At 73.1% G+C, this 26,332-nt stretch carries 24 protein-coding genes; 9 read left to right on the top strand and 15 right to left on the bottom strand.

All coding sequences use genetic code 11. The features are described 5' to 3' along the window. Positions 1-31: 31 nt before the first annotated feature. Entirely contained in the window at positions 32-841 is an 810-nt protein-coding gene (locus ACQ393_RS12790) for an NAD(P)H-hydrate epimerase (protein WP_430647228.1), read from the bottom strand. 279 nt (positions 842-1,120) lie between these two features. Here ACQ393_RS12790 and ACQ393_RS12785 point away from each other — a divergent pair, with 279 nt between their 5' ends. Continuing rightward, on the top strand, positions 1,121-1,618 hold the full coding sequence (locus ACQ393_RS12785) for a DUF2975 domain-containing protein (protein WP_430647227.1): 498 nt from the start codon (positions 1,121-1,123) through the stop codon (positions 1,616-1,618). After that, positions 1,618-1,842 carry a helix-turn-helix domain-containing protein gene (locus ACQ393_RS12780; RefSeq protein ID WP_430647226.1) on the top strand — a complete coding sequence of 75 codons (225 nt, stop codon included), beginning with the start codon at positions 1,618-1,620 and terminating at the stop codon, positions 1,840-1,842. The genes ACQ393_RS12785 and ACQ393_RS12780 overlap by 1 nt, the downstream gene beginning before the upstream one ends. A gap of 85 nt (positions 1,843-1,927) precedes the next feature. Here ACQ393_RS12780 and ACQ393_RS12775 read toward each other — a convergent pair whose 3' ends face one another. Continuing rightward, positions 1,928-3,370: a S8 family peptidase gene (locus ACQ393_RS12775; RefSeq protein ID WP_430647225.1), complete on the bottom strand. Its 1,443-nt coding sequence runs from the start codon at positions 3,368-3,370 to the stop codon at positions 1,928-1,930. Positions 3,371-3,574: 204 nt separating this feature from the next. On the opposite strand from ACQ393_RS12775, the gene argG reads away from it, so the two are divergent. Both argG and cls read left to right on the top strand, forming a co-directional pair. After that, entirely contained in the window at positions 3,575-5,002 is a 1,428-nt protein-coding gene (argG, locus tag ACQ393_RS12770; protein ID WP_430647224.1) for an argininosuccinate synthase, read from the top strand. Between the two features lie 282 nt (positions 5,003-5,284). After that, positions 5,285-6,760: a cardiolipin synthase gene (cls, locus tag ACQ393_RS12765; protein WP_430647223.1), complete on the top strand. Its 1,476-nt coding sequence runs from the start codon at positions 5,285-5,287 to the stop codon at positions 6,758-6,760. Positions 6,761-6,830: 70 nt separating this feature from the next. On the opposite strand, the gene ACQ393_RS12760 is transcribed toward cls, so the two are convergent. From ACQ393_RS12760 to ACQ393_RS12740, 5 genes are all read right to left on the bottom strand, one after another. Then, positions 6,831-7,199 (bottom strand): nuclear transport factor 2 family protein, encoded by a 369-nt coding sequence (locus ACQ393_RS12760; protein ID WP_430647222.1) that lies wholly within the window; start codon positions 7,197-7,199, stop codon positions 6,831-6,833. Positions 7,200-7,214: 15 nt separating this feature from the next. After that, positions 7,215-8,231, bottom strand: a complete 1,017-nt coding sequence (locus tag ACQ393_RS12755) for a magnesium and cobalt transport protein CorA (protein WP_430647221.1) — start codon at positions 8,229-8,231, stop codon at positions 7,215-7,217. 91 nt (positions 8,232-8,322) lie between these two features. Then, positions 8,323-8,955 carry a TetR/AcrR family transcriptional regulator gene (locus ACQ393_RS12750; RefSeq protein ID WP_430647220.1) on the bottom strand — a complete coding sequence of 211 codons (633 nt, stop codon included), beginning with the start codon at positions 8,953-8,955 and terminating at the stop codon, positions 8,323-8,325. A 73-nt stretch (positions 8,956-9,028) separates the two neighbouring features. Further along, on the bottom strand, positions 9,029-9,697 hold the full coding sequence (locus tag ACQ393_RS12745) for a TrmH family RNA methyltransferase (protein WP_430647219.1): 669 nt from the start codon (positions 9,695-9,697) through the stop codon (positions 9,029-9,031). Positions 9,698-9,795: 98 nt separating this feature from the next. Beyond that, positions 9,796-10,122 carry a hypothetical protein gene (locus ACQ393_RS12740; protein WP_430647218.1) on the bottom strand — a complete coding sequence of 109 codons (327 nt, stop codon included), beginning with the start codon at positions 10,120-10,122 and terminating at the stop codon, positions 9,796-9,798. A gap of 171 nt (positions 10,123-10,293) precedes the next feature. Between ACQ393_RS12740 and ACQ393_RS12735 the strand changes: the two genes are divergently transcribed. Then, a complete protein-coding gene (locus tag ACQ393_RS12735) occupies positions 10,294-11,724 on the top strand; it encodes an Nramp family divalent metal transporter (protein ID WP_430647217.1) in 1,431 nt (476 codons plus the stop codon). A gap of 119 nt (positions 11,725-11,843) precedes the next feature. Here the strand turns inward: ACQ393_RS12735 and ACQ393_RS12730 are convergent, their stop codons facing one another. Further along, the gene (locus ACQ393_RS12730; RefSeq protein WP_430647216.1) at positions 11,844-14,390 is read right to left on the bottom strand and encodes a rhamnogalacturonan lyase; all 2,547 of its coding nucleotides are present in this window, start codon (positions 14,388-14,390) and stop codon (positions 11,844-11,846) included. Positions 14,391-14,589: 199 nt separating this feature from the next. Between ACQ393_RS12730 and ACQ393_RS12725 the strand changes: the two genes are divergently transcribed. The 4 genes from ACQ393_RS12725 to ACQ393_RS12710 all read left to right on the top strand — a co-directional run bounded on the left by ACQ393_RS12725 (position 14,590) and on the right by ACQ393_RS12710 (position 18,323). Beyond that, complete coding sequence (locus ACQ393_RS12725) at positions 14,590-15,249, top strand: metal-dependent transcriptional regulator (protein ID WP_430647215.1); 660 nt, start codon at positions 14,590-14,592, stop codon at positions 15,247-15,249. Between the two features lie 134 nt (positions 15,250-15,383). Next, complete coding sequence (locus ACQ393_RS12720) at positions 15,384-17,027, top strand: FAD-dependent oxidoreductase (RefSeq protein WP_430647214.1); 1,644 nt, start codon at positions 15,384-15,386, stop codon at positions 17,025-17,027. After that, complete coding sequence (locus tag ACQ393_RS12715) at positions 17,024-17,431, top strand: UBP-type zinc finger domain-containing protein (protein WP_430647213.1); 408 nt, start codon at positions 17,024-17,026, stop codon at positions 17,429-17,431. Before ACQ393_RS12720 ends, ACQ393_RS12715 begins: the two co-directional genes overlap by 4 nt. A gap of 94 nt (positions 17,432-17,525) precedes the next feature. After that, positions 17,526-18,323 carry an HAD-IIA family hydrolase gene (locus ACQ393_RS12710; protein WP_430647212.1) on the top strand — a complete coding sequence of 266 codons (798 nt, stop codon included), beginning with the start codon at positions 17,526-17,528 and terminating at the stop codon, positions 18,321-18,323. Between the two features lie 33 nt (positions 18,324-18,356). On the opposite strand, the gene ACQ393_RS12705 is transcribed toward ACQ393_RS12710, so the two are convergent. From ACQ393_RS12705 to ACQ393_RS12675, 7 genes are read right to left on the bottom strand one after another with little or no spacing between them, the layout of a single operon-like run. Beyond that, positions 18,357-19,067 carry an NUDIX hydrolase gene (locus tag ACQ393_RS12705; RefSeq protein ID WP_430647211.1) on the bottom strand — a complete coding sequence of 237 codons (711 nt, stop codon included), beginning with the start codon at positions 19,065-19,067 and terminating at the stop codon, positions 18,357-18,359. Between the two features lie 44 nt (positions 19,068-19,111). Beyond that, positions 19,112-19,294: a hypothetical protein gene (locus ACQ393_RS12700; protein WP_430647210.1), complete on the bottom strand. Its 183-nt coding sequence runs from the start codon at positions 19,292-19,294 to the stop codon at positions 19,112-19,114. Between the two features lie 10 nt (positions 19,295-19,304). Further along, on the bottom strand, positions 19,305-20,252 hold the full coding sequence (locus ACQ393_RS12695; protein WP_430647209.1) for a nucleoside hydrolase: 948 nt from the start codon (positions 20,250-20,252) through the stop codon (positions 19,305-19,307). Continuing rightward, complete coding sequence (locus ACQ393_RS12690) at positions 20,249-21,187, bottom strand: ribokinase (protein ID WP_430647208.1); 939 nt, start codon at positions 21,185-21,187, stop codon at positions 20,249-20,251. Before ACQ393_RS12690 ends, ACQ393_RS12695 begins: the two co-directional genes overlap by 4 nt. Beyond that, complete coding sequence (locus ACQ393_RS12685) at positions 21,184-24,261, bottom strand: septum formation family protein (protein ID WP_430647207.1); 3,078 nt, start codon at positions 24,259-24,261, stop codon at positions 21,184-21,186. The genes ACQ393_RS12690 and ACQ393_RS12685 overlap by 4 nt, the downstream gene beginning before the upstream one ends. Continuing rightward, complete coding sequence (gene pyrE, locus ACQ393_RS12680; protein WP_430647206.1) at positions 24,258-24,827, bottom strand: orotate phosphoribosyltransferase; 570 nt, start codon at positions 24,825-24,827, stop codon at positions 24,258-24,260. The genes ACQ393_RS12685 and pyrE overlap by 4 nt, the downstream gene beginning before the upstream one ends. Positions 24,828-24,836: 9 nt before the next feature. After that, positions 24,837-26,243, bottom strand: coding sequence for a threonine/serine ThrE exporter family protein (locus ACQ393_RS12675; RefSeq protein ID WP_430647205.1), 1,407 nt, complete (start codon positions 26,241-26,243; stop codon positions 24,837-24,839). Positions 26,244-26,332: the final 89 nt, after the last annotated feature.

Raw genomic sequence — 26,332 nt, 5'->3', positions numbered from 1 at the left:
CCGAATACCTCCTGAGAACGGTACCCGCCGCTCAGGGGAGCACGGTGCGCCGGCCCGACTGGACGACGGGTTGCACGCCCGCGAGGCCCGGGCCGAGGCCCAGGTCGACGAGGACCACGCGACCGACGAACTCGACCGCCGGCCCGAGGATCAGTCCGGCCTTCACGGCGCCCATCGTCACGGTCACGTCGGCGGGGAGCACCGTGGGGTCGGGCACGCGCCCGTCGTCGGGCGAGATGCCGCTCGGCAGATCGACCGCCACGACGAGCGGATGCCTCGGCCCGCGCCCGGAACGCGCGAGCCGGTCCGGCCCGAGCAACGCGCGCACGCGCGCCACGACCTCGCGCGCCCGGCCCCGCAACGCCGGACTCGCGGCCGCCCCGATGCCGAGGATGCCGTCGACGATCACCTCGGCGACGGCCACGATCCGGTCGAACGCGTCGGGGTCGGCGTCCGGGTCCAGGTCCCTCGCGCCGGCTTCATGCGCGGCTGTCGCGCCCTGCTCGTGGAGCCGCGAACCGACCGCAACGATCCTGACGTCCGCGCCGCGTGCGGCGAGGTGGGCACCGGCGAAGAGCGCGTCGCCGCCGTTGTCGCCCGAGCCGGCGAGCACGACGACGAGCGGCCGGGCCGGCGGCGCCGTACCCGCGGCCTCCGTCGCCGGCGTCGATGCTGCAGGACTCGTCGCGATCAGCCGCGAGACCTCGTCGGCGAGCGCGAGCGCCGCACGCTGCATGAGGGGTTCTCCGGCCTCGAGCAGCGGCCGCTCCGCCGCGCGGACCTGCTCGGCCGTGTAGCCCTCCCGCGGGGACGGCGCGGGCGCACGGGCATCGCGGTCCATGCGGCCGAGCCTACGCCGGGGCGTCCGCTTGCCGTGCGCCACTTCAGCGAGCGCCCCCGAACGCGACCGCCGGGCGGCCTGTCTCAGTGGGCCTCCACCGTGCTCAGGACCGGCGGGCCGGATCCCCACCGTTCTCAGGAACGGCGGGCCGGATCCGCACCGTTCTCAGGAAGACACGCCGCCGGATACGGCGACACGCGGAGAATCTCCTGAGAACGGTATGGGTTGCGAGCGGGCAGATCGATTGACAATCGATAGTTTTTGAGCGATATTCGACGCATGCTCTCGCTCGAACGCGTCATCATCCCGCTCCGCATCCTGATCGTGCTCGTCTTCGCCGGGCTCGTGGTCGCGCAGGTCATGAGCCTGCCCGGCGAGTTCGCGCAGCAGGCGAGGGAGGCGCCGGAGCTCGGCGCCGCGCCGTGGATCCTCCTCGCCTTCGGGATCTTCGAGATCCTGTGCGTGCAGGTCGTGCTCGTCTGCATCTGGCGGCTGCTCAGCCTGATCGGATCCGACCGGATCTTCAGCGCGAAGGCGTTCGTCTGGGTCGACGTCATGGCGTGGGCCATCGTCGTCGCCTGGCTCGCACTCGTCGGCGTCGCCGTCTGGCTCATGACGCTCTTCCTCACGACCCCCGAACTGCGCGACCCCGGCAACGGCGTCATCCCCACGGGCCTCGTGCTGATCGGCGGCGTCGTGGTGCTCGTGGTCGTCGTCCTGCGGGCGCTGCTGCACCGGGCGGCCGAGATGCGCAGCGACCTCGAAGAGGTGATCTGATGCCGATCGTCGTCCGCATCGACGTCGAACTCGCCCGGCGGAAGATGAGCGTGGGCGAGTTCGCCGACCGCGTCGGCCTGACACCGGCCAACGTCGCCGTCCTGAAGAACGGCCGCGCGAAGGCCGTTCGCTTCACGACACTCGACGCCATGTGCCGTGTGCTCGACTGCCAGCCCGGGGACCTGCTCGAGTGGGTGCCCGACGATGCCGAGGCATCCGCCTGACCCGGCGCCTCGGCCGACCGAGCGCCGGCACGACGAAGGGGCCGGGCCCGAAGGCCCGACCCCTCACGGTCGATCGCTCAGCGCGTCACTGGACGACGTTGAAGGCGTTGACGTTGCCGGCTCCGTAGAAGCCGTTGCGCTCGCCGCCCGTGCAGGTCGCCGGGTAGCCGGGGCGCGGCTCGTAGACGCCCTCCGGGCACTCCAGCGCCGTCGCGGTGCGCTCGAGGAACGACGCGAGCTGGCCGACCTTCATGTCGGGGTGCGCGGAGATCGCGAGCGCCGCGACGCCGGCCGCGTGCGGGCCGGCCATCGAGGTGCCCTGCGACCAGCCCCAGCCGCCCGGGACGGTGGAGAGCACGGCATCCGTGATGGTCGAGGACGCGCCGCCGGTGCGGAAGCGCGTGTCGCCACCGGGAGCCGTCACGTCGACGACGCCCTGGCCGTAGGAGGAGTAGTAGCTCTTCTGCTCGGTCGGGCCGACGGCCGAGACCGTCACGACGCCGGGCGCCTCGGCGGGCAGGTCACGGCACGCGCCGGTGATCGTGCGGTCCTCGACCGGGTAGCTGCCGTCGTTCGGGCTGCCCGAGTCGATGAACTTGTGCTGCAGGTCGACGTTGCTGTTGCCCGCCGACGCGACGGTGAGCGTGCCCTTCGTCTGCGAATAGCTCAGCGCGCGCTGCACGGCCTGCCAGACCGGACGCTGGCGCGGGTCGTTCACGCAGTTGAACTCCCACGGGTCGATGTAATAGCTGTTGTTCGTCACCGGCATGCCGTGGTCGGCGGCCCACAGGTAGCCGCAGATCGCGGCCTCGGGGTAGATGTAGCCGTCGTCGTTCACGACCTTGACCGAGGCGACCTTCACGCCGGGTGCGACGCCGGCGATGCCGACGCCGTTGATGGCCGCCGCGATGGTGCCCGCGACGTGCGTGCCGTGCGACGAGGTGGTGGGGCCCCACGCCGCGGGCTCGGTGTCGACGACGCCGCCGAGGCACGACGCGCTCTGGTCGAACGCGACCTGCGAGGCGAGGTCGGGGTGGGTGTAGTCGATGCCCGAGTCGAGCACGCCGACGACGACCGAGGGGTCGCCCGTGGTCACCGCGTGCGCCTCGGGGACGTCGATCTGGGTCATGTCCCACTGGTAGGACCAGAGCGGCTCGCCCGTCGGGTCGCCCGTGGCCTCGACCGCGGCCGTGTCGACGGCCTCGATGATCTCGTCGTCGATCAGCGTCGTGCCGAGCCCGTCGGTCGACGCGACCGACTGCACGCCGGCGCCGACGACCTTGCTCTCGAACGCGGTGCTCGTCGACTTCGCGACGAGCACGCCGATCTGGTCGTAGCTGGCGACGACGGTGCCGCCGGCGGCCGCGACGCGCTTCTCCGCGGCCTTCGTGTTCGCGCCCTGCGGCGCGAGCACGAGGTAGGTGCTCTCCGGGCCGACCGCGGCGGCGGGGGCGACGGCTGCCGTCCCGACCAGGCCGACGGCGAGGGCGACGGCGGATGCCGCGCCGATCACCTTGTGGTTCCTCATCCTGTCTCCGTTCGGTGTACGTGGAGGGTCCCACCGGCCGAGTCGACCGGCGGTCCGGCCGGTCCAGTGGATGCGACGCGACGCAGCGACGGTGGTGCCGCGCAGCCGGATTCGGCGAGCCTATCGGCGACCCCCGTCCGAGGGATAGCCCTCTCCGGTTCGGAGCGTCGTCGCGCGCGCACGCGCGCAAGTAGGCTTGTCGGCATGTCGAAAGTCCTCTCGAGCCTTCCCGTCGGCGAGCGCGTCGGCATCGCCTTCTCCGGGGGTCTCGACACCTCCGTGGCGGTCGCCTGGATGCGCGAGAAGGGCGCCGTGCCCTGCACCTACACCGCCGACCTCGGCCAGCCCGACGAGCCCGACGTCGAGGCCGTCCCCGGCCGGGCGCTCGAGTACGGCGCCGAGATCAGCCGGCTCGTCGACGTGAAGACCGCGCTCGTCGAGGAGGGCCTCGTCGCCCTCCAGTGCGGCGCGTTCCACATCCGCTCGGGCGGCAGGACGTACTTCAACACGACGCCGCTCGGCCGCGCGGTCACGGGCACGATGCTCGTCCGCGCGATGATGGAGGACGGCGTCGACATCTGGGGCGACGGCTCGACCTACAAGGGCAACGACATCGAGCGGTTCTACCGCTACGGCCTGATGGCGAACCCGCGCCTGCGCATCTACAAGCCGTGGCTCGACAGCGCGTTCGTCACCGAGCTCGGCGGCCGCACGGAGATGAGCGAGTGGATGCAGGCGCGCGACCTGCCCTACCGCGCCTCGGTCGAGAAGGCGTACTCGACCGACGCGAACATCTGGGGCGCCACGCACGAGGCGAAGAAGCTCGAGGACCTCGACGCGGGCGTCATGATCGTCGAGCCCATCATGGGCGTCCGGTTCTGGGACGAGTCGGTCGCGATCGCGGCCGAGGACGTCTCGGTCCGCTACGACCAGGGCCGCCCCGTCGCCCTGAACGGCGTCGAGTTCGACGACCCGGTGGAGCTCGTGCTCGAGGCGAACCGGATCGGCGGCCGCCACGGCCTCGGCATGAGCGACCAGATCGAGAACCGCATCATCGAGGCGAAGTCGCGCGGCATCTACGAGGCGCCGGGCATGGCGCTGCTGCACATCACGTACGAGCGGCTGCTCAACGCCGTGCACAACGAGGACACCGTCGCGAACTACCACAACGAGGGTCGTCGACTCGGGCGCCTCATGTACGAGGGCCGGTGGCTCGACCCGCAGTCGCTCATGCTGCGCGAGTCGATCCAGCGCTGGGTCGGCTCGGCCGTCACGGGCGAGGTGACGCTGCGCCTGCGCCGCGGCGACGACTACACGATCCTGAACACGACGGGCCCGGCCCTCAGCTACCACCCCGACAAGCTCTCGATGGAGCGCGTCGGCGACCAGGCGTTCGGTCCCGAGGACCGCATCGGCCAGCTGACCATGCGCAACCTCGACATCGCCGACTCGCGTGCGCGCCTCGAGCAGTACGCCGCGCTGGGCATCGTCGGCGGCGCGACGGCGCAGCTCGTCGGCGAGATCGCGGCCGGCCGGGCGGCCGAGATCGCCGCGGGCGAGGCCGAGACCGCGCTCGACGCCGCGACGGATGCCGCGAACGAGGCCGCCGCCTTCGACCTCGGCACCGACTGACGCGCCTCCCGCGCATTCGTTTCTCAGGAGTCATTCGGCGTGTCGCTGCACGCGACGGCGTGTCGTCCTGAGAAACGCACGAATCGGCGCTGAGTTCCTGAGAACGGCACTCGGCCCGGCGGCACTCGGCCCGCGGCACTCGAGCCGGGGTGCTGACACGGCCCGCCGCGCGGTGCCATACTCGGGCATCGGCCGCACGCACCGGCTCCGGGCTGCGGGGAGGCGACCATTCGGGGAGGGTGCCATGACCGAGGACGTGTCGACGCCGGTGGGCGGGCGCGAATGAGCGGCGGCGAATGGACCGCGCTGGTCGGCGGCATGGTGATCCTCGTCGACTGGGCGATCCGGATCACCGCGCTCATCATCATCCCGCGCGAGCGCAAGCCGACGGCCGCCATGGCCTGGCTGCTGGCGATCTTCCTGATCCCGTTCATCGGCATCCTGCTCTACCTCCTCATCGGCAACTGGAAGCTCTCGAAGCGCCGCCGGGGCCGCCAGCTCGAGATCGACCGGCAGATCGCCGGGCGCACCGCGGGCCTCGACCTCGTGCCGAGCCGGCCGGAGTGGCCGGCCTGGTTCGCGACGGTCGTCGAGCAGAACCGGCACCTCGGCGCGCTCCCGGCCTCCGACGGCAACCGGCTCGAGCTGATCGACGACTACCAGGGGTCGATCGACCGGATGGCCGCCGACCTCGACTCCGCCGAGCGGTTCGTGCACGTGGAGTTCTACATCGTCGCGTTCGACGACACGACCCGCGGGTTCTTCGCCGCGATGGAGCGCGCCGTGCAGCGGGGCGTGACGGTTCGGCTGCTCCTCGACAACGTGGCATCCCGCCGCGTGAGCCTGCACGCGGCCACGATCGCCGAGCTCGACCGCATCGGCGTGCAGTGGCGCTACCTGCTGCCCGTGAAACTGCGGCGCGGGGAGTACGAGCGACCCGACCTCCGCAACCACCGCAAGCTCGTCGTCGTCGACGGGCGCGTCGCGTACACCGGCTCGCAGAACCTCATCTCGCGCGACTACGACTCGCCCAAGAACCAGAAGCGCGGGCTCATGTGGCAGGAGCTCGTGGTGCGGATGACGGGGCCGACGGTCGCCGCGATCAACGCGGTCTTCATGTCGGACTGGTACGCCGAGGGCGGCGAGGACCTCTCGACGAGCGAGCACGTCCCCGCGGCCGAGGTGCCGATGGATGCCTCGGCCGAGGCGGTCACGTGCCAGGTCGTGCCGAGCGGCCCCTCGTACGAGCTCGAGAACAACCTGCGGCTCTTCCTCGCGCTCGTGCACGCGGCGCAGGAGCGCGTGATCATCACGAGCCCGTACTTCGTGCCCGACGAGGCGATGATGTACGCGATCACGTCCGCGCGCCTGCGCGGGCTCGAGGTGCAGCTGTTCGTGTCCGAGATCGGCGACCAGGGCTCGGTGTGGCACGCGCAGCGGTCCTACTACGCCGCGCTGCTGCGCGCGGGCGTCCGGATCTTCCTCTACCCGGGGCCGTACATCCTGCACGCCAAGCACCTGTCGATCGATGACGACGTCGCGGTCATCGGCTCGAGCAACATGGACATCCGCTCGTTCGTGCTGAACTTCGAGATCAGCCTGCTGGTGCGCGGCGCACCGTTCGTGGCCGGCATGCGCGAGATCGAGGAGAGGTACCGCACGCTGGGCCGCGAGCTCACGCTCGAGGAGTGGGAGCGCGAGCCCGCGTCACGCACGTTCCTCGACGGGATCGCGCGCTTGACGTCGGCGCTGCAGTGACCGGTGCTGCGGTGACCGGCACTGCGGCGATCGGCCGCGCCGTGCGCGCCCGACGCGGTGACGGATGCCGCTACGCCGGCGTCTGCTGGTGCGCGGCCACGTGCCACGCGCCGTCGTCGTAGAGGTAGGTGGTCGACATCCGGAGGTCGGCGATCTCGTCGCCTCGACGCGCCGTGGCGCGGTAGGCGAGGATGCCGGCGCGATCCCCGAGCCGCACGATCGCGGGTTCGTGGATCTCGTACGCGTCCCAGGGCGGCGCGCTGCGGAAGGCCGCGATCACGTCGTTGCGCCCGAGGACTGCACCCTCGACGATCATGAGCGCGTCGCGGGTCATGGCGCGGGCGTAGTGCTCGCCGCCGTGGCCGTCGAGGATGGCGCGCCATCCGGCGTGCTCCTCGTGCAGGAGTCGGGCGGGAAGATCGTCGGTGATCTCGGTCATGCAGCCACGCTACGCCTACATCCAGTTGCGCCGCTTGAAGATCATGTAGAGCGCCGCCGCGAACGCGGCCATGCCGATGAGCGCGAGCGGGTAGCCGAACGGCGAGACGAGCTCGGGCATGTACCGGAAGTTCATGCCGTAGATCGAGGCGATGAGCGTCGGCGCGAAGATGATCGCCGCCCAGCTGGAGATCTTCTTCACCTCCTCGCTCTGCTTCAGGCTCGTCTCGGTGAGCCGCTGCATCTCCTCGTTCTGGCGCTGCGTGACGAGCGTCGAGTGCACGGCGAGCGCGTTCTGCAGGAGCTGGCGGAAGGACTCGCCACGATCGACGATGCGGAGCACGTGGTCGTCGGCGTCGCGCAGGTAGCGCTGCAGTTCGAGGTCGACGCCGTACTTCTCGAATCCGCGCTCCAGTGCCTCGAGGATGCCGACGATCGGCTTCGTCGCGCGCTGGAAGTCCATCACCTCGGCCGCGAGGTCGTAGATGCGGCGCGTCACCGCCGGGTCGCCGTCGAAGAGCTGCTGCTCGATCTCGTCGATGTCGTTCTCGAGACCGGTCACGACCGGCTGGTACTCGTCGACGACCTCGTCGATCACGGCGTAGAGCACGGCCTCCGGCCCGCGGGCGAGCAGCTCGGGCGTGCCCTCGAGACGGCTGCGCACGCGAGCCAGGTCGGGCGATTCCGCGTGCCGGATCGTGATCGCGAAGCCGGGTCCGACGAACACGTGCAGCTCGCCGAACTCCACCTGCTCGACGTCGTCGAGGTAGCGGGCCGGCTTCAGGACCGCGAACAGCGTCTGGCCGTAGCGCTCGACCTTCGGGCGCTGATGGCCCTTGCGCGCGTCCTCGACCGCGAGGTGGTGCAGGCCGAACTCCGTCGCGACGGAGTCGAGCTCCGCGTCGGTCGGCCGGTAGAGGCCGATCCAGGCGAAGCCGCCGTGGCGCTCGCGCGTCTCGAAGGTCTCCTCGAGCGAATCCGGCGTCGCGACGCGGCGCCCGTCGCGGTAGACCGCGTTGTCGATGATCGGCACGGGTCCAGTGTCATCCCGACGCAACGGCCGGGTGCCGCGACACGCACGCACGGGATACCGCCGGTGCCCGGTGCCGCGCGCGACGGCGACGTCAGTGCGTGACGGCCCAGCGGCTCCGCTCGGGCGTCGCGCGCGACCGCACGAGCACGCCCGGCTCGAGGCCGAGCCGCGCCTCGGCGGTGCGGAAGGCGATCTCGTCCGCGCCGGCCTCGTCGATGAGCCCGAGCGCGTGGTGCTGCACGGCGAGGCCGTCGATGAGGGCGGTGAGGGCCCGGGCGTCGGACTCGGGGTCGGCGCTCGAGCCGTCGCCGGCGGCGACGATGCGCCGGATGATGCCCGCGAGGCGCGCATCGGACTCGCGGTGGTGGCGCGTGAGCGAGGCATGCAGCTCGGCGTTGCGGGGGGCCTCGCTCCACGCGTCGATCCACACGAAGTAGTGGTCGCGCGGCGTGGTCGCGAGCCAGTCGGCGAGCGCGGGGATCGGCTCGAGCCGGGTGGCGAGCTCCTCGTCCTCCGCGGCCTCGGCGAGCACGGCCGCGTCGAACGCGGCGGCGACGAGCTGCTCGCGCGTGGCGAAGTAGTGGCGGATGAGCCCGTGCACGACGCCCACCTCTGCGGCGACGTCGCGCAGGGTGACGCGCGCGAAGCCGTCGCGCGCGACGAGGCGGAGCGTCGCGGCGATGATCTGCTCGCGCCGCTCGGCAGGGTCGAGTCGGGTGGCCATCCTCCGATCGTAGGACGCTCTTGTCCGCCCGGCCAACCGGGTGCTCCGGCGGCGTCGGCGTCAGCGGCGCGCGTCAGCGGCGCGCGTGCCGCCGCGCCCACTCGTGCATGACGATCGCGGCGGCGGCGCTCGCGTTGATCGAGCGCGTCGACCCGTACTGCGTGATCTCGACCACGCGGTCCGCGGCCGCGAGCGCCTCCTCGCTCAGCCCGGGGCCCTCCTGGCCGAAGAGCAGCACGCAGCGCTCGGGCAGGTCCACGAGGTCGACCGGTTCGGAACCCTCGACGTTGTCCACCGCGACGATCGGGAGGCCCGCGGCATCCGCCCACGCCGTGAAGTCGGCGACGTCGGGATGGTGCATGAGGTGCTGGTACCGGTCGGTGACCATGGCGCCGCGACGGTTCCACCGGCGCCGGCCGATGATGTGCACGGTCTCGGCCGCGAAGGCGTTCGCCGTGCGCACGATCGAGCCGATGTTGAGGTCGTGCTGCCAGTTCTCGATGGCGACGTGGAACGGATGGCGCCGCGTGTCGAGGTCGGCGACGATCGCCTCGAGCGACCAGTAGCGGTAGCGGTCGACGACGTTCCGGCGGTCGCCGTGCTCGAGCAGCTCGAGGTCGTATCGCGGGTCGTCGGGCCAGGCGTCGCGACCGCCGGGCCAGGGGCCGACGCCGTGGAGGGGCAGCTGCGGTTCCGGATGCGCGTCAGCGTCGGCCGCGGCATCCGCTCGCTCATCGGTCACGCGACCACGCTAGTCGTCGCGCGCCGCGCAACGGACGCCGGACGCGGCGACGCGCGCCCGGAGCATGGACCCGGGCGCGCGCCATGGAACGGAACGGGTCACTCCTCCTCTGCGCCGCCGCGGCAGGCCACGCCGGGGCTCGGGTACTCGCTCTTGAGCCCGGCCCGGACGTACTGGCCGTAGCTCTGCACGTGGCCTCCGGTCACGGCGTCGTCGTCCATGAACGGGAACGGGTTGTTCTCGAATCCCTCGCCCGTGCCGTCGGGCAGGTCCCGGCCGGAGAACGCGCATGCCGAGTTCGCGACGTGCGCGCCCGCCTTCAGGTGCTCACCCTTTCCGTTGTACTCGCCCGCGAACGCCGCTCCCGCGCCGCCGCCGACGACGAGTCCGAGTGCGACCACGCACCCGATGACCGCTCGCTTCATCAGCCACCTCCGATTCGCCTGACGGCCTCGGTTCGGATCGCGCCCGATCGGCGGGCGCGCGGCGGTCGCCGTACGAGTGCAACGTACTCCTCCGCCCGGCCGCGGCAATGCCCCGAACGGGGGTGCTCGCCGCAGTCTTTCGGGATGCCGAAATCTCGGTATGATTTCGGCATGCCGAAACCTCCGATCGACACCGACGTCGACTCGTCCAGCCCGAACGCCGACGCGCCGCCGACGGCGGCACCGACTGCGTCGCCGACGACACCGCCGGCCTCCGTCGCGCGCCTCGCGTGGCTGATCGGCCCGGCGCTCGTCGCGGGGGTCGCCTACCTCGACCCCGGCAACGTCGCGAGCAACATGACCGCCGGCGCGCAGTACGGCTACCTGCTCGTCTGGGTCGTGGTCCTCGGCAACGTCATGGCCTGGCTCATCCAGTACCTCTCCGCCAAGCTCGGCATCGTCACCGGCGAGAGCCTGCCCGAGGTCCTCGGCCGGCGGCTGCGCAACCGCTGGGGCCGACGCGCCTACTGGCTCCAGGCCGAGCTCGTCGCGATGGCCACCGACCTCGCCGAGGTGATCGGCGGCGCGGTCGCCCTCAACCTGCTCTTCGGCATCCCGCTCGTCTGGGGCGGCCTCATCACGGGCGCCGTGTCGATCGCGCTGCTCATGCTGCAGTCCCGCCGCGGCCCCCGCACGTTCGAGTTCGTCATCATGGGGCTGCTCGTCATCATCGCCGTCGGGTTCTCGGTCGGCGTCTTCATCGCCCCGCCCGACCCGGCGGGCTTCGCGGCGGGCCTCGTGCCGCGTTTCGAGGACGCCAACTCGGTGCTGCTCGCCGCGTCCATCCTCGGCGCGACGATCATGCCGCACGCCATCTACGCGCACTCGGCGCTCAGCCGCGACCGCTTCGTGACGCGGCGGACGGCGCCGACGGCCCGACCCGGCGCGGGCGCGCTGCGCCGCGCCCTGTCGCAGCTCATCATGCGCGAGGGCAGCGAGGCGGACGGACGCGTACGGGGCGGGGAGCCGGGCACGGCCACCGCACTCCCGACCGATCGCCTCGTCCGCGCGACCCGCTGGGACGTCTCGATCGCGATGGCGATCGCGGGCACCGTGAACCTGTGCATCCTGCTGCTCGCGGCCGTCAACCTCTCGGGCGTCGAGGGCACCGACAGCCTCGAGGGCGCCTACGCCGCGCTCGAGGTCTCGCTCGGCCCGGTGATCGCGACGCTCTTCGCGGTCGGCCTGCTCGCCTCCGGGCTCGCCTCGACGTCGGTCGGCGCATACGCGGGCGCCGAGATCATGCACGGCCTGCTGCACGTGCGGATCCCGCTCCTCGCGCGACGCCTCATCACGCTCGTGCCGGCGCTCGCCATCCTCTGGCTCGGGTTCGATCCGACGCTCTCGCTGGTGCTCAGCCAGGTCGTGCTCTCGTTCGGCATCCCGTTCGCACTCGTCCCGCTCGTGGCGCTCACCGCGCGCGGCACCGTGCTTGGCCGGTGGCGCAACCACTGGGCGACGACCCTCGCCGGCATCGGCGCGTCGATCTTCCTGATCACCCTCAACGGCGTGCTGCTCTGGCTGGTGTTCACGGGCGCCTGAGCCCACGGCATGGAACCGCCCCGGGAGCGCGGCACGGATCGCGCCCCCGGGGCGGGGTCGTCGGGCGGTGACGGATGCCGCGGGGCGCGGCACGCGGCATCCGTCACCGCATCACGGGCTCAGTCGTCGAAGGCGACCGTCCACTCGGTGTCGGCACCGTCGGCGATCGACACCCAGGCCTTCGGCACGGCCACGACCGTGAGCTCACCGTCGGCCGCCAGCTTGCCCTTCTCGACGAGCTCGCCGTCGAGGAAGTAGGCGAAGGCCGGGTCGTGCGGGATCTGCACCTCGTCGTGGTCGGTGCCCGGGCGGTCCTTGAACTTCGGGCCGACCGGCGTCGCCGGGGCCGTCAGCACCGGCACCGCGGCGAAGTCCATGTCGCTCGCGAGGGAGTACGACGTGTACGACGGCTGGTTGTACGTCGTGTTCTGGCGGGCGACCTCGGCGCGGTACTGCGCGTCGTGCATCAGGGTCGTGAGCTTGTGCCCCGTGACCTCGGTGCTCGTGTAGATCCGCAGCGCGGTCGAGTCCGCCGTGCGGACGAGGAGCTCCTCGCGCCAGTCGCCGAAGACGTCGGCGACGAGCGAGGGGTTGCCCTTCGTCCCGTTGTTCGTGCGGGTGCCCTCCGCGGTGAGCAGCGTGCCGCGAGTCCAGTCGTCGATCGTCGGCGTCGCGTTCCCGCTGCCGTTCACGATCTGCGTCGTGAGGTCGGCCGCCCAGCGGATCGACTGGTTCGTGCCGGGCGTCGACGTCTCGAGCTGGTCGCCCTCGGCGCTGAGCAGGCCGCTGCCGTCGCTGCCGCCGGGCATGCTCGCCCAGACCTCGGTGCCCGCGACATCCGCCCGCACGTCGCCGATCATGCCGCGACCCGTGTCGCGGCCCGAGTACGAGCCGAACAGGATCTCGCCGGTCGCCGCGTCGCGCAGGACCGAGCCGTACGGCGCCCACGCGCCGCCCTCGTGCACGGTCCAGATCTCCTGGCCGGGGCGAGCCGGGTCGATGTCGGTGACGTGCATGGCGTCGCCGTGGCCGAGCCGGGCCAGCGTGCCGGGCGCGGCACTGCCCTCGGGCAGCACGTCGTACGAGCTGTAGAGCACGCTGCCGTCGTCGTCGATCGTGGCGGCGCCGTAGACGATCTCGTGCCTGCCGTCGCCGTCGACGTCGGCCGCGCTCAGCGAGTGGAAGCCCTGCGTCGTGATGCCGCCGTACTCGGGGTCGGTGCCGTCGACGCCGTGCGGCGAGTCGTTGAACGGGTTCGACATGGGCGCGTGGCCCGAATCGACGAAGAAGCGCTCCTCGAGCGCCTCGCCGTCCCAGTCGTACGCGACCATCGTGGTGCGCGTGTAGTAGCCGCGCGCGAAGACCGCCGACGGGTGCTCGCCGTCGAGGTAGGCGACGCCGGCGAGGAACCGGTCGACGCGGTTGCCCGGCTCGATGCGACTCATCGCGTAGTCGCCCCACATGAGGCCGTCGTCGCCGCGACCCGGCTTGTAGGCGATCGTCTGCAGCTCCTCGCCGGTGGCGCCGTCGAAGACCGTGAGGTACTCGGGCCCGTCGACGATGAAGCCCTCGAAGGTGGTGAGGTCGTTCCGGCTGCTGCGGCTCGGCGCGTAGACGTCGATGAAGTGGTCGACGAGCTCCTCCGCACTCGTCTCCGAGAGCGGGTAGTCGTGCGCGACGGGGATCCCGAACGCCTCCTCGAGCGTCGCGGGCCAGTTGCCGGCGACCACCTCGGGGTGCTCGCTCCAGCCCTGGAACAGCTCGACGAGGTGCTCGCGGTAGTCCTCCGCGCTGAGGCGGTAGTCGTCGTCGTGCGCGTAGCCGGCCGCGACATCCGCCTCGGGCATCGTGACGAAGGCCTCGGCGGCGACCGAGCCGTCGGCGTCGTAGGTGATCGACTTCGTGCCGGGCGCGGTCTTCAGCATGGTCTCCGCGCGGCCGTCGCCGTCGAAGTCGTAGGTCATGAACTGCGTGTAGTGCGCGCCGGCGCGGATGTTCACGCCGAGGTCGATGCGGTTCAGCAGCGTGCCGTCGAGCTCGTAGGTGTCGAGGTAGACGGTGCCGGTGTAGCCCTTCTGCGAGACGTCCTTCGAGTTCGACGGGTCCCACTTGACCTGGAGCTCGTAGGCGCCGTCGCCGTCGACGTCGGCGACCGTGGCGTCGTTGGCCGAGTACGTGTACGCCTCTCCGTCCTCGCCGTGGATGACGCCGCCGGGCGTCACGCCGTCGGCGGGCTTCTGCAGCGGCACGTCGAGGTGACCGTCGGACCAGGCGGATGTCGCGGCGCTCGCCTCGAGCTCGACGCCGTTCACGATCGGCGCGACGGCGTACTCGGCGGTGGCCGTGCCCTCCGCGTCGACGAGGTTCGTGCTGTCGGTGACGGTCGCGATCTTCTCGCCGTCGCGGTAGACGGCGAAGTCGGGGCCCGCCATGCCGGTGTCGGTGGCGCCTGCGACCTCGGAGCCGAGCAGGCGCCAGGAGACGAAGACGCCCTCGTCGGTCGAGACGGCGACGAGGCCGCGGTCGAGGGTCTCGAGCTGCGGGACGCTCGCCGGCGGGCCGGCGTCGGGCGGCGCGGCGGTCGCGCTCTGCGCGACGCCGGCGATCAGGCACCCGGCGGCGGCGACCGCCAGGGCTGCGCGGAACGGATGGGGTCCGAGATTCATCGTCGAATCCTTCTCTGGGCGGTGGGCCCGTCGGTGGGATTGAGCTGTCCGGTTGGGATAGCGCTTTCCGTGCCCGAGCGACGCTACCCCCGAACGGGGGCGGGGTCAACCCCGCGGCATCCGACCGCCCCGCTGCACGACCCGACTGCCCGCTCACCCGGCCCGAGACCGCCGAACGGACGCCGGTAGTCTGGGCGCGATGCCGACGACCCAGAGCCCCGCCATCGAGGACTACCTCAAGACGGTGTACGCGCACACCGAGTGGCAGCCCGACGCGATCACGCCCTCCGTGCTGGCCGCCGCGCTCGGCGTCGCCCCCTCCTCCGTCACCGAGATGGTGAAGAAGATGGCCGCGCAGGGCCTCGTGCAGCACGTCCCCTACGGCGCCATCCGCCTCACCGACGACGGCCGGGCGCGGGCGCTCGCGGTCGTCCGCCGTCATCGGCTCATCGAGACGTGGCTCGTGCGCGAGATGGGCTATGCCTGGGACGAGGTGCACGACGAGGCCGAGGTGCTCGAGCACGCGCTCTCCGACCGGTTGCTCGAGGCGATCGACGAACGGCTGGGGCGGCCGGAGCGCGACCCGCACGGCGATGCGATCCCCCGCGCCGACGGCACGCTCGTCAGCGAGCCGTCGGTGCGGCTCGACGAGGCGCCGGCGGGGCACGTGGGCCGGGTCATCCGGATCAGCGACCGCGACCCGGCGGTGCTGCGCGAGCTCGAGGCCGCGGGCGTCGGCCCGGGCCGCGAGCTCCGGGTGACGGATGCCGCGGCTCCCGCCGGCGTCGGCGTCTCGCTCGACGGCGTCGTGCACTCCATCCCGCTCGGCGCCGCGGCGGGCATCTGGGTGACCGACTGACCGATCGCGGGCGGGAGCCGTCCTGCCGTCCGCCGGCGTCCACCCCGCCGCCCCGTCCACCGTCCGCCCGCGTGTCGGCCGGGAGTTCGCGTCGCCCTCTCCCGCTGCGCCCCGCCGTCGGCGAGGATGGGGGGATGGGCGGTGCCGGCGAGAAGATCACCCCGGAACTCACTGATGCGCAATGGGAGCGCCTCAGACGCTACGGCGTGCCGCAGGACGTCGCCGAGGGCGACGTCCTCTTCCGAGCGGGCGATCGGTCGTACGACCTGATCCTCGTGGAGTCCGGCGAGGTCGAGGTCGTCCGCGAGGCGTTGTGGTGGACCGAGGAGACCCGCCTCGCGCTGCTCGGCCCGCGGACCTTCGTCGGCGAGCTCGGCCTGCTGAACGGGCAGCGCGCATTCCTCACGGCGCGCGTCACCGTGCCGGGCCGCGTGCTCCGCATCGACCACGACGCGCTCCAGAGGATGATGGCCGACGACGACGAGCTCTGCGACCTCATGCTGCGCACGCTGTGGGCCCGGCGCGAGATGCTCCGCAACGGCCCGGCGGCGTGGACGCTGAAGCTCGTCGGCTCGAGCTCCCCCGAGTCGCTGGCCCTGCGGCGCTACGCCGAGCGGCTCGAGCTCGTGCACACCTGGATCGACGTCGACGACCCGAACCTCGACCACGACATCTGGTCGCACGGCTACACGCGCGACGACCTGCCGGTCGCGATCGTGCAGGGCGAGATCATCCGCAACGCGGCACCCGGGCAGATCGCCGACATGCTCGGGCTCGCGTACGCGGCCGAGGAGGACACCGAGTTCGACCTCGCGGTGGTCGGCGCCGGTCCGGCCGGGCTCGCCGCCGCGATCTACGGCGCATCCGAGGGCCTGCGGACGGTGCTGCTCGACGCCGTCGCCCCCGGCGGGCAGTCGGCGACGACGTCGCGGATCGAGAACTACCTCGGATTCCCGTTCGGGGTGAGCGGTGACGCCCTGACCTCGCAGGCATCGCTGCAGGCGTTCAAGTTCGGCGTGCGCATCGCGGCGCCGTGCCCCGTTGTGCGGCTCGACGCCGACGGCGGCGTGCACCGCCTGCTGCTCGCGGACGGTGCGGTCGTGCGCTCGCGCGCCGTGGTCGTGACGACCGGCGTGGCCTACCGAGGATTGCCGCTCGAGCGGTGGGACGAGTTCGAGGGCGCCGGGATCCACCACGCCGCGACCGCGCTCGAGGTCCGGCAGGCGTCCGGTTCCGACGTCGTGGTCGTCGGGGGCGCGAACTCGGCCGGCCAGGCGGCGCTGGCCCTGGCACAGGGCGGATGCCGCGTGCGGCTCGTCGTGCGTTCGGGCGACCTCGCCGACCGCATGTCGAGCTACCTCGTCGACCGGATCCGGGAGGACGACCGCATCGACGTCCGCACGGGCACCCGGGTCACGGCGCTCCACGGCGACGACGCGCTCGCGCGCGTGACCCTGAGCGGTGCGGGCGACGAGACCGTCGAGTGCCGTGCCCTGTTCTGCTTCATCGGCGCGGTGCCCGCGACGGACTGGCTGAGCGACCTCGAGCGCGACGACGACGGCTTCGTGCACACCGGTGCCGACGTGCTCGCGCTGGGCGACGGCTGGCGGGCGGCGGGGCGGATGCCGCTGCCGTTCGAGACCTCGGTGCCGCGCGTCTTCGCCGCGGGCGACGTGCGCCGCGGTTCGATGAAACGAGTCGCCGCGGCCGTCGGCGAAGGATCGAGCGCGGTCGCCTCGGTGCACCGAGCGCTCGCAGCGATGGAGGTGTACGCGTGAACCCGAAGCCCGACGCGACCGAACCCGGGGCGGCCGACGCCCCGGCGCCCGACGCCGCGACACTCGACGCCCCGGCGCCGGCACCGCCGCCCTCCGGCACCGGCTGCGTCGAATGCCTCGAGCACGACGGCTGGTGGTGGCACCTGCGCCGCTGCGTCGAGTGCGGTCACGTCGGATGCTGCGATGCCTCGCCCGGGCAGCATGCGCGCCGGCACGCCGAGGAGACGGGGCACACGGTCGCCGCGTCGTTCGAGCCCGGCGAGGAGTGGTTCTGGGACTACGCCGCGGAGCGGGGTGCGAAGCACGTCCCGCTCGCGCCGCCGCGCTGGCGCCCGGAGGGGCAGTCGTGCCCCGGGCCGAACGGCAACGTGCCCGAGAACTGGGAGGACCTGCTCCACCAATGACGCGGCCGGCACGCGCACCCGGTCGTGAGCGCCCGTCGCGCGCGCGGCATCCGCCGTTCATCGCCCGGTGACACGCGCCGCCTAGGCTTGGCGCATGGGCAAGCGTGAAGAGGTCGAGGCCTGGCTGACCGACATGGACGGCGTGCTGGTGCACGAGAACCACGCCCTCCCCGGCGCGGCCGAGCTGCTGCAGCAGTGGGAGGACGCGGGGACGCCGTACCTCGTGCTGACCAACAACTCGATCTTCACCGCCCGCGACCTGTCCGCGCGGCTGCGCGCGTCGGGCCTCAACGTGCCCGAGGAGCGCATCTGGACGTCGGCGCTCGCGACGGCCGACTTCCTCAGGCAGCAGGTGCCCGGCGGCTCGGCGTTCGTCATCGGCGAGGCCGGCATCCTGACCGCGCTGCACGAGGCCGGCTTCATCATGACCGAGACGAACCCCGACTTCGTCGTCGTCGGCGAGACCCGCAACTACTCGTTCGACGCGATCACCAAGGCGATCCGCCTCATCGGGACGGGCGCGCGGTTCATCGTGACCAATCCGGATGCCACGGGGCCGAGCGCCGACGGCCCGTTGCCGGCCACCGGGGCGATCGCGGCGCTCATCACCAAGGCGACCGGGAAGGAGCCCTACGTGGTCGGCAAGCCCAACCCGATGATGTTCCGGTCGGCGCTGAACACGATCGGCGCGCACTCCGAGCACACCGCGATGATCGGCGACCGGATGGACACCGACATCGTCGCGGGCATCGAGGCGGGCCTGCACACCGTGCTCGTGCTCACGGGCATCAGCGACCGGCGCGAGATCGAGAAGTACCCGTTCCGGCCCGACGAGATCCTCGACGGCGTGTTCGAGCTCGTGTCGAAGGAGCCGGTCGAGACCGAGCTGTAGCGGGCGGGGCTTCAGGACTCGGGGCTCCAGGGCTCAGGCCGCGAGGTCGATCTCCCGCCCGCGGTCCCATGGCTCGGTCCACGCGAGCGCCTCGAACATCGCGTCGAGCACCATCGCGGTGAAGCCCCAGACCAGGCGGTCGGCGCCGCCCGACGTGACGAGGAAGCCCGGACCGCGCCACTCCTCGCCGTCGCGGCGCAGGACCGTGGTGCGCCGGTTGCCGGGATCGAGCAGGTCGGCGACCGGCGTCCGGAAGACGGCCGACGACTCCGCGACGTCGACCGCGCGCACGGGGCTCGGCCGGGTCCACCACCCGAGCACCGGGGTCACGAGGTGCCGCGAGTAGGCGAGCGGGATGGGGTCGAGTTCACCCAGCACGTCGACGCCCGCCGGGTCGAGGCCGGTCTCCTCGCGCGCCTCGCGGAGTGCGGCGGCGACGAGGTCGGCATCTCCCGGCTCGAGCCGCCCGCCGGGGAACGCGATCTGGCCCGCGTGCGAGCGCAGCGTGTCGGCGCGGGCGAGCAGCAGCACGTCGAGATCGCGCGAGACCGCGGCCGCCTGCGCCTCGTGGCCGCTCGGCAGGCCGTCGAGCACGCCGAACAGCACGAGCACGGCGGCGGCGCGCGCCGCCTCGGGATCGACCGGCGGGCGAGCGTCCCGCCAGAGGTCGCGCAGCCCGTCGTCGGTCGCGAGCGCCGCCAGCTGGGCGCGCGCCGATCGGGTCGCATCGTCGCGGGAGGTCATCCGACGAGCGTAGCCCGCGCCGCGCGTGCGGTCAGCGCGGGCGGTCAGCGCGATCCGCCGTCCGGGTCGTCGCCCCGGCCGGGCCGGCCGTCGTCGGGCCGCCCGTCATCGTCGAACGGCTCGTCCTCGCGCGGGCGTCGCGACCACCGGCTCTCGTGGAAGAAGACCTGCGTCACGACGACGAGCACGATGATGACGATTCCGGCGATCCAGAAGGTCCAGTCCATGCGCGCCCCCTCAGGCCGACCGTGCCAGGGCGGTCTCGACGGCCGTCCAGAACCTCTCGACGTCGAGGCCGACCGCGACGAAGGCGTTCGGCTCGCGGGCGAGCATGCCGTCGAGGTCGACGCTCGTCGCCCCGATCGTCTCGGCACCCGTCAGCTCCACGTCGAGGCGCGTGTGCACGACCTCGAGGGCGTCGGGGTCGGCGAGCACGGCGACCGCGACCGGGTCGTGCAGCGGGCCGTCGGGCATGCCGAACACCTCGTCGTTCGTGCGGCAGAAGAACCCGAGCAGTTCGTCGCCGAAGCCGGACGTGCGGTTGCCGATGGCGGCGAGGCGCTCGCGGACGCGGCTCGTGACGAGCGCCCGGTGCGTGACGTTGAGCCCCACCATGGTGAAGCGGATGCCGCTGCGCAGCACGAGGTCGAGCGCCTCCGGATCGACCCACGCGTTGAACTCGGCGTACGGCGTCGCGTTCCCGCGCTCGGTCGAGCCGCCCATCCACACGACCTCGCGGATCCGCGGCGCGAGCTCGGGCCGGTCGCGCAGCAGCACGGCGACGTTCGTGATCGGCCCGGTCGCGATGATCGCCACCGGCTCGGATGCCGCGGCGAGCGTGTCCGCGATGAGCTCGGTCGCGCCGCGCGGGTCGAGCGGCACCGGCGACGGGCCGGCGTCGGGATCCGGCAGCTCGGGTCCGCCGAGCCCGTTCTCGCCGTGGATCCACTCCGCCGTGGCGAGTTCGCGCGCGAGCGGCCCGGCCGCGCCGGCCGCGACGGGCACGTCGACGACGCCGGCGACCGACAGCGCGACGCGCGCGTTCCGGCTCGTGTGCTCGAGCGGCACGTTCCCTCCGACGGTGGTCACGGCGAGCAGCTCGAGGGCCGGGTGGCCCGCCGCGAGCCAGAGGGCGAACACGTCGTCGTGGCCGGGATCGCAGTCGACGATCACGGGAACGGTCATCGGAACTCCAGACGGTCGGCGAGGGTCAGGATCTCCGCTCGCGCGGCATACGAGTCGACGGTGCCGCGGGCCTGGACCGCGATCGCGCCGGCGGCGACCGCCACGCGGACCGCGTCGGGCAGGCTCCGCCCTTCGGCGAGCATCGCCGCCAGGGCGCCGGTCGCGGCATCCCCGGCCCCGGTCGTGTCGATCGCCTCGACCTCGGGCGCAGCGACGCTCCACGCCCCGCCCGCGTCGGCCGCGACGGCACCCCGCGCGCCCAGGGTCACGACGACCGAGCGTGCGAGCGTGCCGACGACGGATGCCGCGGCATCCCGCCACGCGGCGACCGACGCATCGGCGGACAGGTCGGAACCCAGCCCGAGCGCCCGCGCCTCGTGGGCGTTCACGACCAGCGGGTCGGCGAGCGCGACGGCCTCGGGCCGGACCTCGACCGGCGGGGCGAGGTTCAGCACGAAGCGGGTGCCCGCCTCGTCGCAGGCGCGGGCGAGCGCCTCGATCGTGGGGACGGGCAGCTCGCCCTGCGTCAGCACGACGGCGGCCGCCGCGACGCACTCGCGTTCCGCCGCGACGGTCTCGGCGCCGAACGCGGCGTTGGCACCCGGGGTCACGACGATCGCGTTCTCGCCCGAGCCGGCGACCGTGATCTGGGCGACGCCGGTCGGCGTGCCCGGAACGGCCGTCACCGCCCCCGTCGCCAGGCCGAACCGGGCGAACGCCTCGCGGGCGACCTCGGCGGCCGGGTCGTCCCCCACTCGCGCGACGAGCGCGACGTCGGCTCCGCACAGGTGCGCCGCGATCGCCTGGTTGGCGCCCTTGCCGCCGAGCGCGACCCGGTATCCGGTCGAGTGGATCGTCTCGCCGGGCGCGGGGAACGCGTCGACGTAGCTCGTCGCATCGACGTTGACCGACCCGAAGACGACGAGCCCGCTCACTGCGCGGCGGGTCCCGCCCCGGCGAGGCTCGCCGTGAGCGGCTCGCCGCTCACCTGCTCGACGAAGCAGTAGTAGCTCCGCTGGCCGGCGTCCCACTGCTCGGCGGTCACCGGGAAGGCGGTCAGCATCTGCAGCTCGCCGACGCCGGCCGCGGCGGCCGGGTCGATGATCCCCTCGGCGGCGCAGCGTTCCTGCGACTGCGCGGCGAGCGCCTCCTCGCCGGGGAACTCGGCCGCCTCGTCGCCCGCGAACGTGCCGCGGTAGGCGAGCTGGGCGGTGTGCGGCGTCGCACAGTCGACGACCGTGAACTCCTCGGCCCACGCGTCCTCGAAGGGCTCGAGGCATTCGGTGCCGAACAGGGCCTGCCACGAGTGGACGCCGGCCGGCTGCGGTGCGGTCGGAGCGGCCACCGGCTCGTCGGTCGCGACCGGTGCGGCGGTGCCGGCGTCGCTCGGTGCGAGGAAGCGCATGCCGAACGTCACCACGGCGACGACGAGCACCACGAGCGCGAGGCCGCCGGCCACCCAGGTCAGGATCTTGACGGGCGACCGGTCGCGGCCCTCGTCGTCGGCGCGCGCGCCGGTCGCCGCACCGGGACCGCCGGACCCGCCGCGCGGCTGCGCCGCGCGGGCGTCTCCCCGGTCGTCGTTCCAGCCCGCGAAGGGATCGTCGGTGCCGCGCCCGGAGACGAAGCCGAAGTCCGCCGCGCGGGTCGGCGACCGGTCGAGGTCGGCTGCGGCCGCGTTCGCGTCGACCACCGACATCGGGCCGGTCGCGCCGAAGCCGGCGCCGCCGAAGAGCGCGGCGAGGCCGTCGTCGCCGTGCGGCTCCTGGGCGCCGCGGGACGGACGCTCGGTCGTGCGCTCGTCGACCCCCCGGTCATCCCATCCGTACGCAGGCGCGTCGTCCACGACGGCCTGCTCGTCGCGGAATCGGTCGTCGTCGGGCGCGCGGTCATCGTGGAGGCGGTCGTCGTACCCGCGGTCGTCGGCTGCGCCGAGACCGAAGGGGTCGTCCGGATCGGCGGCGGGCCGGCCCGCGAACGCCGCGCCGGCGGCGGCCGCACCCGCGGCTGCCGCACCGGCGGCTGCCGCACCGCGACGGGGTCCCGGTTCCGCGTCGTCGTCGGTCTCGTCGCTCGGCACCTTCGGATCCCGGCCCGCGGGGTCCGGCGTCAGGTTCCAGAGGTAGCCCGCCTGGGCGAACTCGCGAGCGCGCGGGGACTCGTCGGCCTCCCACGGCGCCGCGCCGCCCGCGTCGTCGATCGCCGGCGCGGCGGCGCCGGGGTCGCGTCGCCGGTCGGCGAGGTCGTCGGCGTACCAGCGCACGTCGTCCTGCTCGGCTGCCGGCTGCCCGACGTCCGCGCGCCAGTCCGTCGCCTCGTCGGACCAGGGGTCGTCCGCCCCGTCGGTCTCGTCGCGCCAGAGCTCGCGCAGGTCGTATCCGTCGTCGTGCGCGGACACCTCGGCCTGCGCGCCGAACCGGTCGTCGCCGTAGTCGCCGGTGTCCGCGTACGCCTCCGGTCCGAATCCCGACCCGTCACCGGCCCGGTGGTCGAATGCGGCGGCGAACGCACCGGCGCCGAACGCCCGCTGGAGCCCGTCGGCGTCGTCGCCGTGGCCGTACCCGGCGTCGGGGCCGGCGCCTCGGTCGTACCCGCGATCCTCCCCGTCGGCGCCGTCGGCGCCGTCGTACCCTGCGCCGTCATAGCTGGCGCGCCCGTCCCCGTCGCGGTCGTACCCGCCCTGGTCGTACCCGCCCTGGTCGTACCCGCCTCGGTCGTACCCGCCCTGGTCGTACCTCCCGCGGTCGTAGCCGTCCCGGTCGTAGCCGCCCCGGTCGTAGCCGTCCCGGTCGGAGGCCTGCTCGTCGTCGCCGCCCCGCTCCCATCCGGGCGAACCGTCGCCGCCGCGGGCGTCGTAGGGGGCCGGCCCGTCGTACGCCCGCGCGGCGTAGACGCCCGATTCGGCGTACGCGTCCTGCGCGGCGTAGACGTCCTGCTCGGCGTACCCCTGCTGCTCGCCGTACCCCTCCTGCTCGCCGTACCCCTCCTGCTCGCCGTACGCGTCCTGCTCGCCGTAGGCGGCCGGACCGGCGTACGCGCCCTGGTCGGCGTACGCGTCACCGGAGGCTCCGTGCGACGCCGGAGCGGGCTCCTCCTCGTGCAGCGCCGACCAGAGCTCGTCGGCGAAGTCGTCGGACGGCCCCGCTCCCGTGCCCGGCGACACGGGCGTGAACGATCGGCGAGCGACCGGCGGCGGCGTGAACCCCGCGAACGGCGACTCGCCGTCCGCCTGCTCGACGGCCTGCTCAGGCTCCGCGTCGGCGAACGGCTGCGCGTCGAACCGCTGCGTCTGGTCGAACTGTTGCGCCTGGTCGAACTGCTGCTCCGGCTCGAACTGCTGCTCCGGCTCGTATCCCTGCTCCTGATCGCGCACCCGCGGCGGCATGCTCGACGGATCGGCCAGCCGCGCGAAGGCGGCGCGAAGGCCGGCCTCGGTGTCCATCGGCGGCTGGTGCTCCGCCTCTCCCCACGTCAACGCGAAGTTCGCCGGCGGAGTCACGGGACCCGGCGGCGTCTGCGGCTCGGCGGGCGCGCCGGCGAAGGCCGGCGGCACGATTCCCGCGGGTGGCTCGACCGAGTCGAGCCGGGGGTCGGCGGGCGGCTCGGGGATCCGCGGCGCGTCGACGGGAGCGTTGCTCCACGCCGGGGGATTCCAGGCGGGCTGGCTCCACGCCGGCTGGGTCGAGGCGGGCGGCGGTGCCGGCGCATCGCCCTGGGGGCTGCGCTCGAGGGGCTCGCCGACGACGGGAAGCGCTCGGGTCGGCGCCTCATCGGACGCGGCGGGCTCGGCGACGGAGAACCAGTCGAGCGACTCCTCGCTGCGGCGGCGCGGACGCGACTGCGGTGCGGGCTCGACGAGCGGGGGCTCGGGAGCGGGCGGTGCGACGGGGAGCTCCGGGGCCCGGCGGCCCTCCAGATCGGGCCGGCGACCGCTGCCGAGCTGGCTCATCAGCCAGTCGGTGTCGTCGTCGAACCCGTTCGCGTCGTAGCGTCCGTCGCGTTCCGTCATGACAATCCCAGATCCTTCAAGCCGATGGCCGCGAGGTAGGGCACCCCCGCGGCTTCGATGACCTCGCGCGCACCGGTGTCGCGGTCCACGACGACGGCGACGGCCGCGACCTCGGCCCCGACGGCGCGCAGCGCCTCGATGGCCTTCAGCGGCGATCCGCCCGTGGTCGACGTGTCCTCCAGCACGATGACGCGCTTGCCCGCGACATCCGGCCCCTCGACCTGCTTGCCGCGACCGTGGTCCTTGGGCTCCTTGCGGACGACGAACGCGTCGTACGCGAGGCCGCGTGCGGCGCCCTGGTGGAGGACGGCCGTCGCGATGGGGTCGGCGCCCATCGTCATGCCGCCGACCGCCGCGACATCCGGAACCTCGGCGATGAGGTCGAGCATGACCTGGCCGATGAGCGGCGCGACGCGGTGGTCGAGGCTCACCTTGCGCAGGTCGACGTAGTACGAGGCCTGCTTGCCGCTCGTCAGCGTGAAGTCGCCGTGGAACACCGCCTCGTTCGAGATGTGCTCGATGAGCTGTCGGCGGGCCTCGGCGGACTGGGGATTCCGGGAAGTCACCCGAATACTCTAAGTCTCCACCGCCTGAGAGGAAGGTCCGGATGTCGCGGGGCCGACCGCGGCGGGCTCGGGCACGCGCGTCGCACGGCGGCGCCGGCCGCCCCAGAACGAACGCGGCGTGCCGGGGACGAACCGCGCCCAGAGCGGCGGATCGTCGACCTGGAGCGCCGCGGGCATCTCGACGTGGAACTGCGCGATCTCCTCGGCGCCGTGGTGCACGACCCGGTACAGCGCCGTGCCGATGAGCACGCCGAGCGCGATCGACATGACCGCGGTGAGCGCGGTCGCGAAGTCCTCGAGCCCGGCCGCCGTGCCCACCGCCTCGGTGAGGCCGGCGAGTCCCGCGGCACCCGGGACGAGGATCCAGAACGCCGGGAGGAAGGTCAGCTGCGACGGGGCGCCGCGACGCAGGCTCGCGATCCACAGCACGACCGGCGTCATCGCGACCGCGCCGATGAAGCCGCTCACCGTGGCTCCGACGAACGCCGTGCCGAGCACCTGTCCCGTATAGGCGACCGCGACCGCCAGGAGCACCCAGCCGAACGTCGACGGCGGCGCGGAGAAGTGCAGGTGGTTGCCGATCACGAAGAGGATCACCCCGGCGGGCGCGACCCACCACGGCAGGCCGGCGGCGGGCTCGAGCGGGGAGTACGCCGAGCTCGAGACGCCGACCACGGTGCCGGCCGCGATGATGCCGAAGGAGAGCAGGGCGAGCTGGACCATGCCGAACACGAGCCGTGCGGCGCCCGCGATCATCTGGCCCGCCGCGAGTTCCATGGTCGCGGTCGTCAGCACTCCGCCGGGCAGGAAGGTCGCGAGCGGCGCGATGAGCAGCCGGATCGGATCGCCGACCTCGACGTACGGCGCGAGGAGGAAGACGCAGAGCGCGCACACGAAGGCCGCGAACACCGGGAAGACGAGTTGGAGCGTGGGGGAGCGAACGAGCTTCGCGAGGCCCACGAGCGCGCCGAGCGCGAACGCGACGATCGCGCCCTGCCACGTCGGCGCGAGGAGGAGGGCGAGCCCCGTCGTGAGGACGGCGTGGCCGAACGTGCGCACGAACCATCCGTGCCGTGGGAGCATCGCGCCGATCTCGTTGAGCCGGCGGATGCCGTCGGCCGGCGCGACGGCGGCGCGACGGGCGTCCTCGACGAGGCGGTACAGCGCCGCGATCTGGTCGAACCGGAAGTTCGCGCGGACCGAGCGGAAGGCCACGCGACCCTCCTCGGCACCGCCGACCTGCACGATGATGGCGGTCGGCAGCACGATGAAGTCGGTGTCGTGGCGGCCGTAGGCCCGGGCGACGGCGTCCATGGTGTCGGCGACCCGGTCGACCGCCTCGCCCGCGGCGTTCATGCCCTCGGCGAGGCCCAGCAGGAAGCGCCGGAGGACGGCGCGCTCGTCGACGTCCGACATCCGACCCCCTCGCTCGCGTCGCTGGCCCTGGGCACACCGTACGACGATCGCGACGGCGGCCGCGGCACGACGCGCGGCCCCGCCCGCAG

The organism is Agromyces sp. GXS1127 (genome assembly GCF_050565425.1).
In the GTDB taxonomy this organism is placed as follows: domain Bacteria; phylum Actinomycetota; class Actinomycetes; order Actinomycetales; family Microbacteriaceae; genus Agromyces.
The sequence above is the reverse complement of the archived record's forward strand: the minus strand, read 5'-3'. Positions and strand labels throughout refer to the sequence as shown.

Bases quoted from the DNA above. Each gene is read 5' to 3' on its own strand.
- ACQ393_RS12790 (WP_430647228.1), bottom strand. From the start codon at position 841: ATGGACCGCGATGCCCGTGCGCCCGCGCCGTCCCCGCGGGAGGGCTAC.
- ACQ393_RS12785 (WP_430647227.1), top strand. From the start codon at position 1,121: ATGCTCTCGCTCGAACGCGTCATCATCCCGCTCCGCATCCTGATCGTG.
- ACQ393_RS12780 (WP_430647226.1), top strand. From the start codon at position 1,618: ATGCCGATCGTCGTCCGCATCGACGTCGAACTCGCCCGGCGGAAGATG.
- ACQ393_RS12775 (WP_430647225.1), bottom strand. From the start codon at position 3,370: ATGAGGAACCACAAGGTGATCGGCGCGGCATCCGCCGTCGCCCTCGCC.
- argG (WP_430647224.1), top strand. From the start codon at position 3,575: ATGTCGAAAGTCCTCTCGAGCCTTCCCGTCGGCGAGCGCGTCGGCATC.
- cls (WP_430647223.1), top strand. From the start codon at position 5,285: ATGAGCGGCGGCGAATGGACCGCGCTGGTCGGCGGCATGGTGATCCTC.
- ACQ393_RS12760 (WP_430647222.1), bottom strand. From the start codon at position 7,199: ATGACCGAGATCACCGACGATCTTCCCGCCCGACTCCTGCACGAGGAG.
- ACQ393_RS12750 (WP_430647220.1), bottom strand. From the start codon at position 8,955: ATGGCCACCCGACTCGACCCTGCCGAGCGGCGCGAGCAGATCATCGCC.
- ACQ393_RS12740 (WP_430647218.1), bottom strand. From the start codon at position 10,122: ATGAAGCGAGCGGTCATCGGGTGCGTGGTCGCACTCGGACTCGTCGTC.
- ACQ393_RS12735 (WP_430647217.1), top strand. From the start codon at position 10,294: ATGCCGAAACCTCCGATCGACACCGACGTCGACTCGTCCAGCCCGAAC.
- ACQ393_RS12730 (WP_430647216.1), bottom strand. From the start codon at position 14,390: ATGAATCTCGGACCCCATCCGTTCCGCGCAGCCCTGGCGGTCGCCGCC.
- ACQ393_RS12725 (WP_430647215.1), top strand. From the start codon at position 14,590: ATGCCGACGACCCAGAGCCCCGCCATCGAGGACTACCTCAAGACGGTG.
- ACQ393_RS12720 (WP_430647214.1), top strand. From the start codon at position 15,384: ATGGGCGGTGCCGGCGAGAAGATCACCCCGGAACTCACTGATGCGCAA.
- ACQ393_RS12710 (WP_430647212.1), top strand. From the start codon at position 17,526: ATGGGCAAGCGTGAAGAGGTCGAGGCCTGGCTGACCGACATGGACGGC.
- ACQ393_RS12705 (WP_430647211.1), bottom strand. From the start codon at position 19,067: ATGACCTCCCGCGACGATGCGACCCGATCGGCGCGCGCCCAGCTGGCG.
- ACQ393_RS12700 (WP_430647210.1), bottom strand. From the start codon at position 19,294: ATGGACTGGACCTTCTGGATCGCCGGAATCGTCATCATCGTGCTCGTC.
- ACQ393_RS12695 (WP_430647209.1), bottom strand. From the start codon at position 20,252: ATGACCGTTCCCGTGATCGTCGACTGCGATCCCGGCCACGACGACGTG.
- ACQ393_RS12685 (WP_430647207.1), bottom strand. From the start codon at position 24,261: ATGACGGAACGCGACGGACGCTACGACGCGAACGGGTTCGACGACGAC.
- ACQ393_RS12675 (WP_430647205.1), bottom strand. From the start codon at position 26,243: ATGTCGGACGTCGACGAGCGCGCCGTCCTCCGGCGCTTCCTGCTGGGC.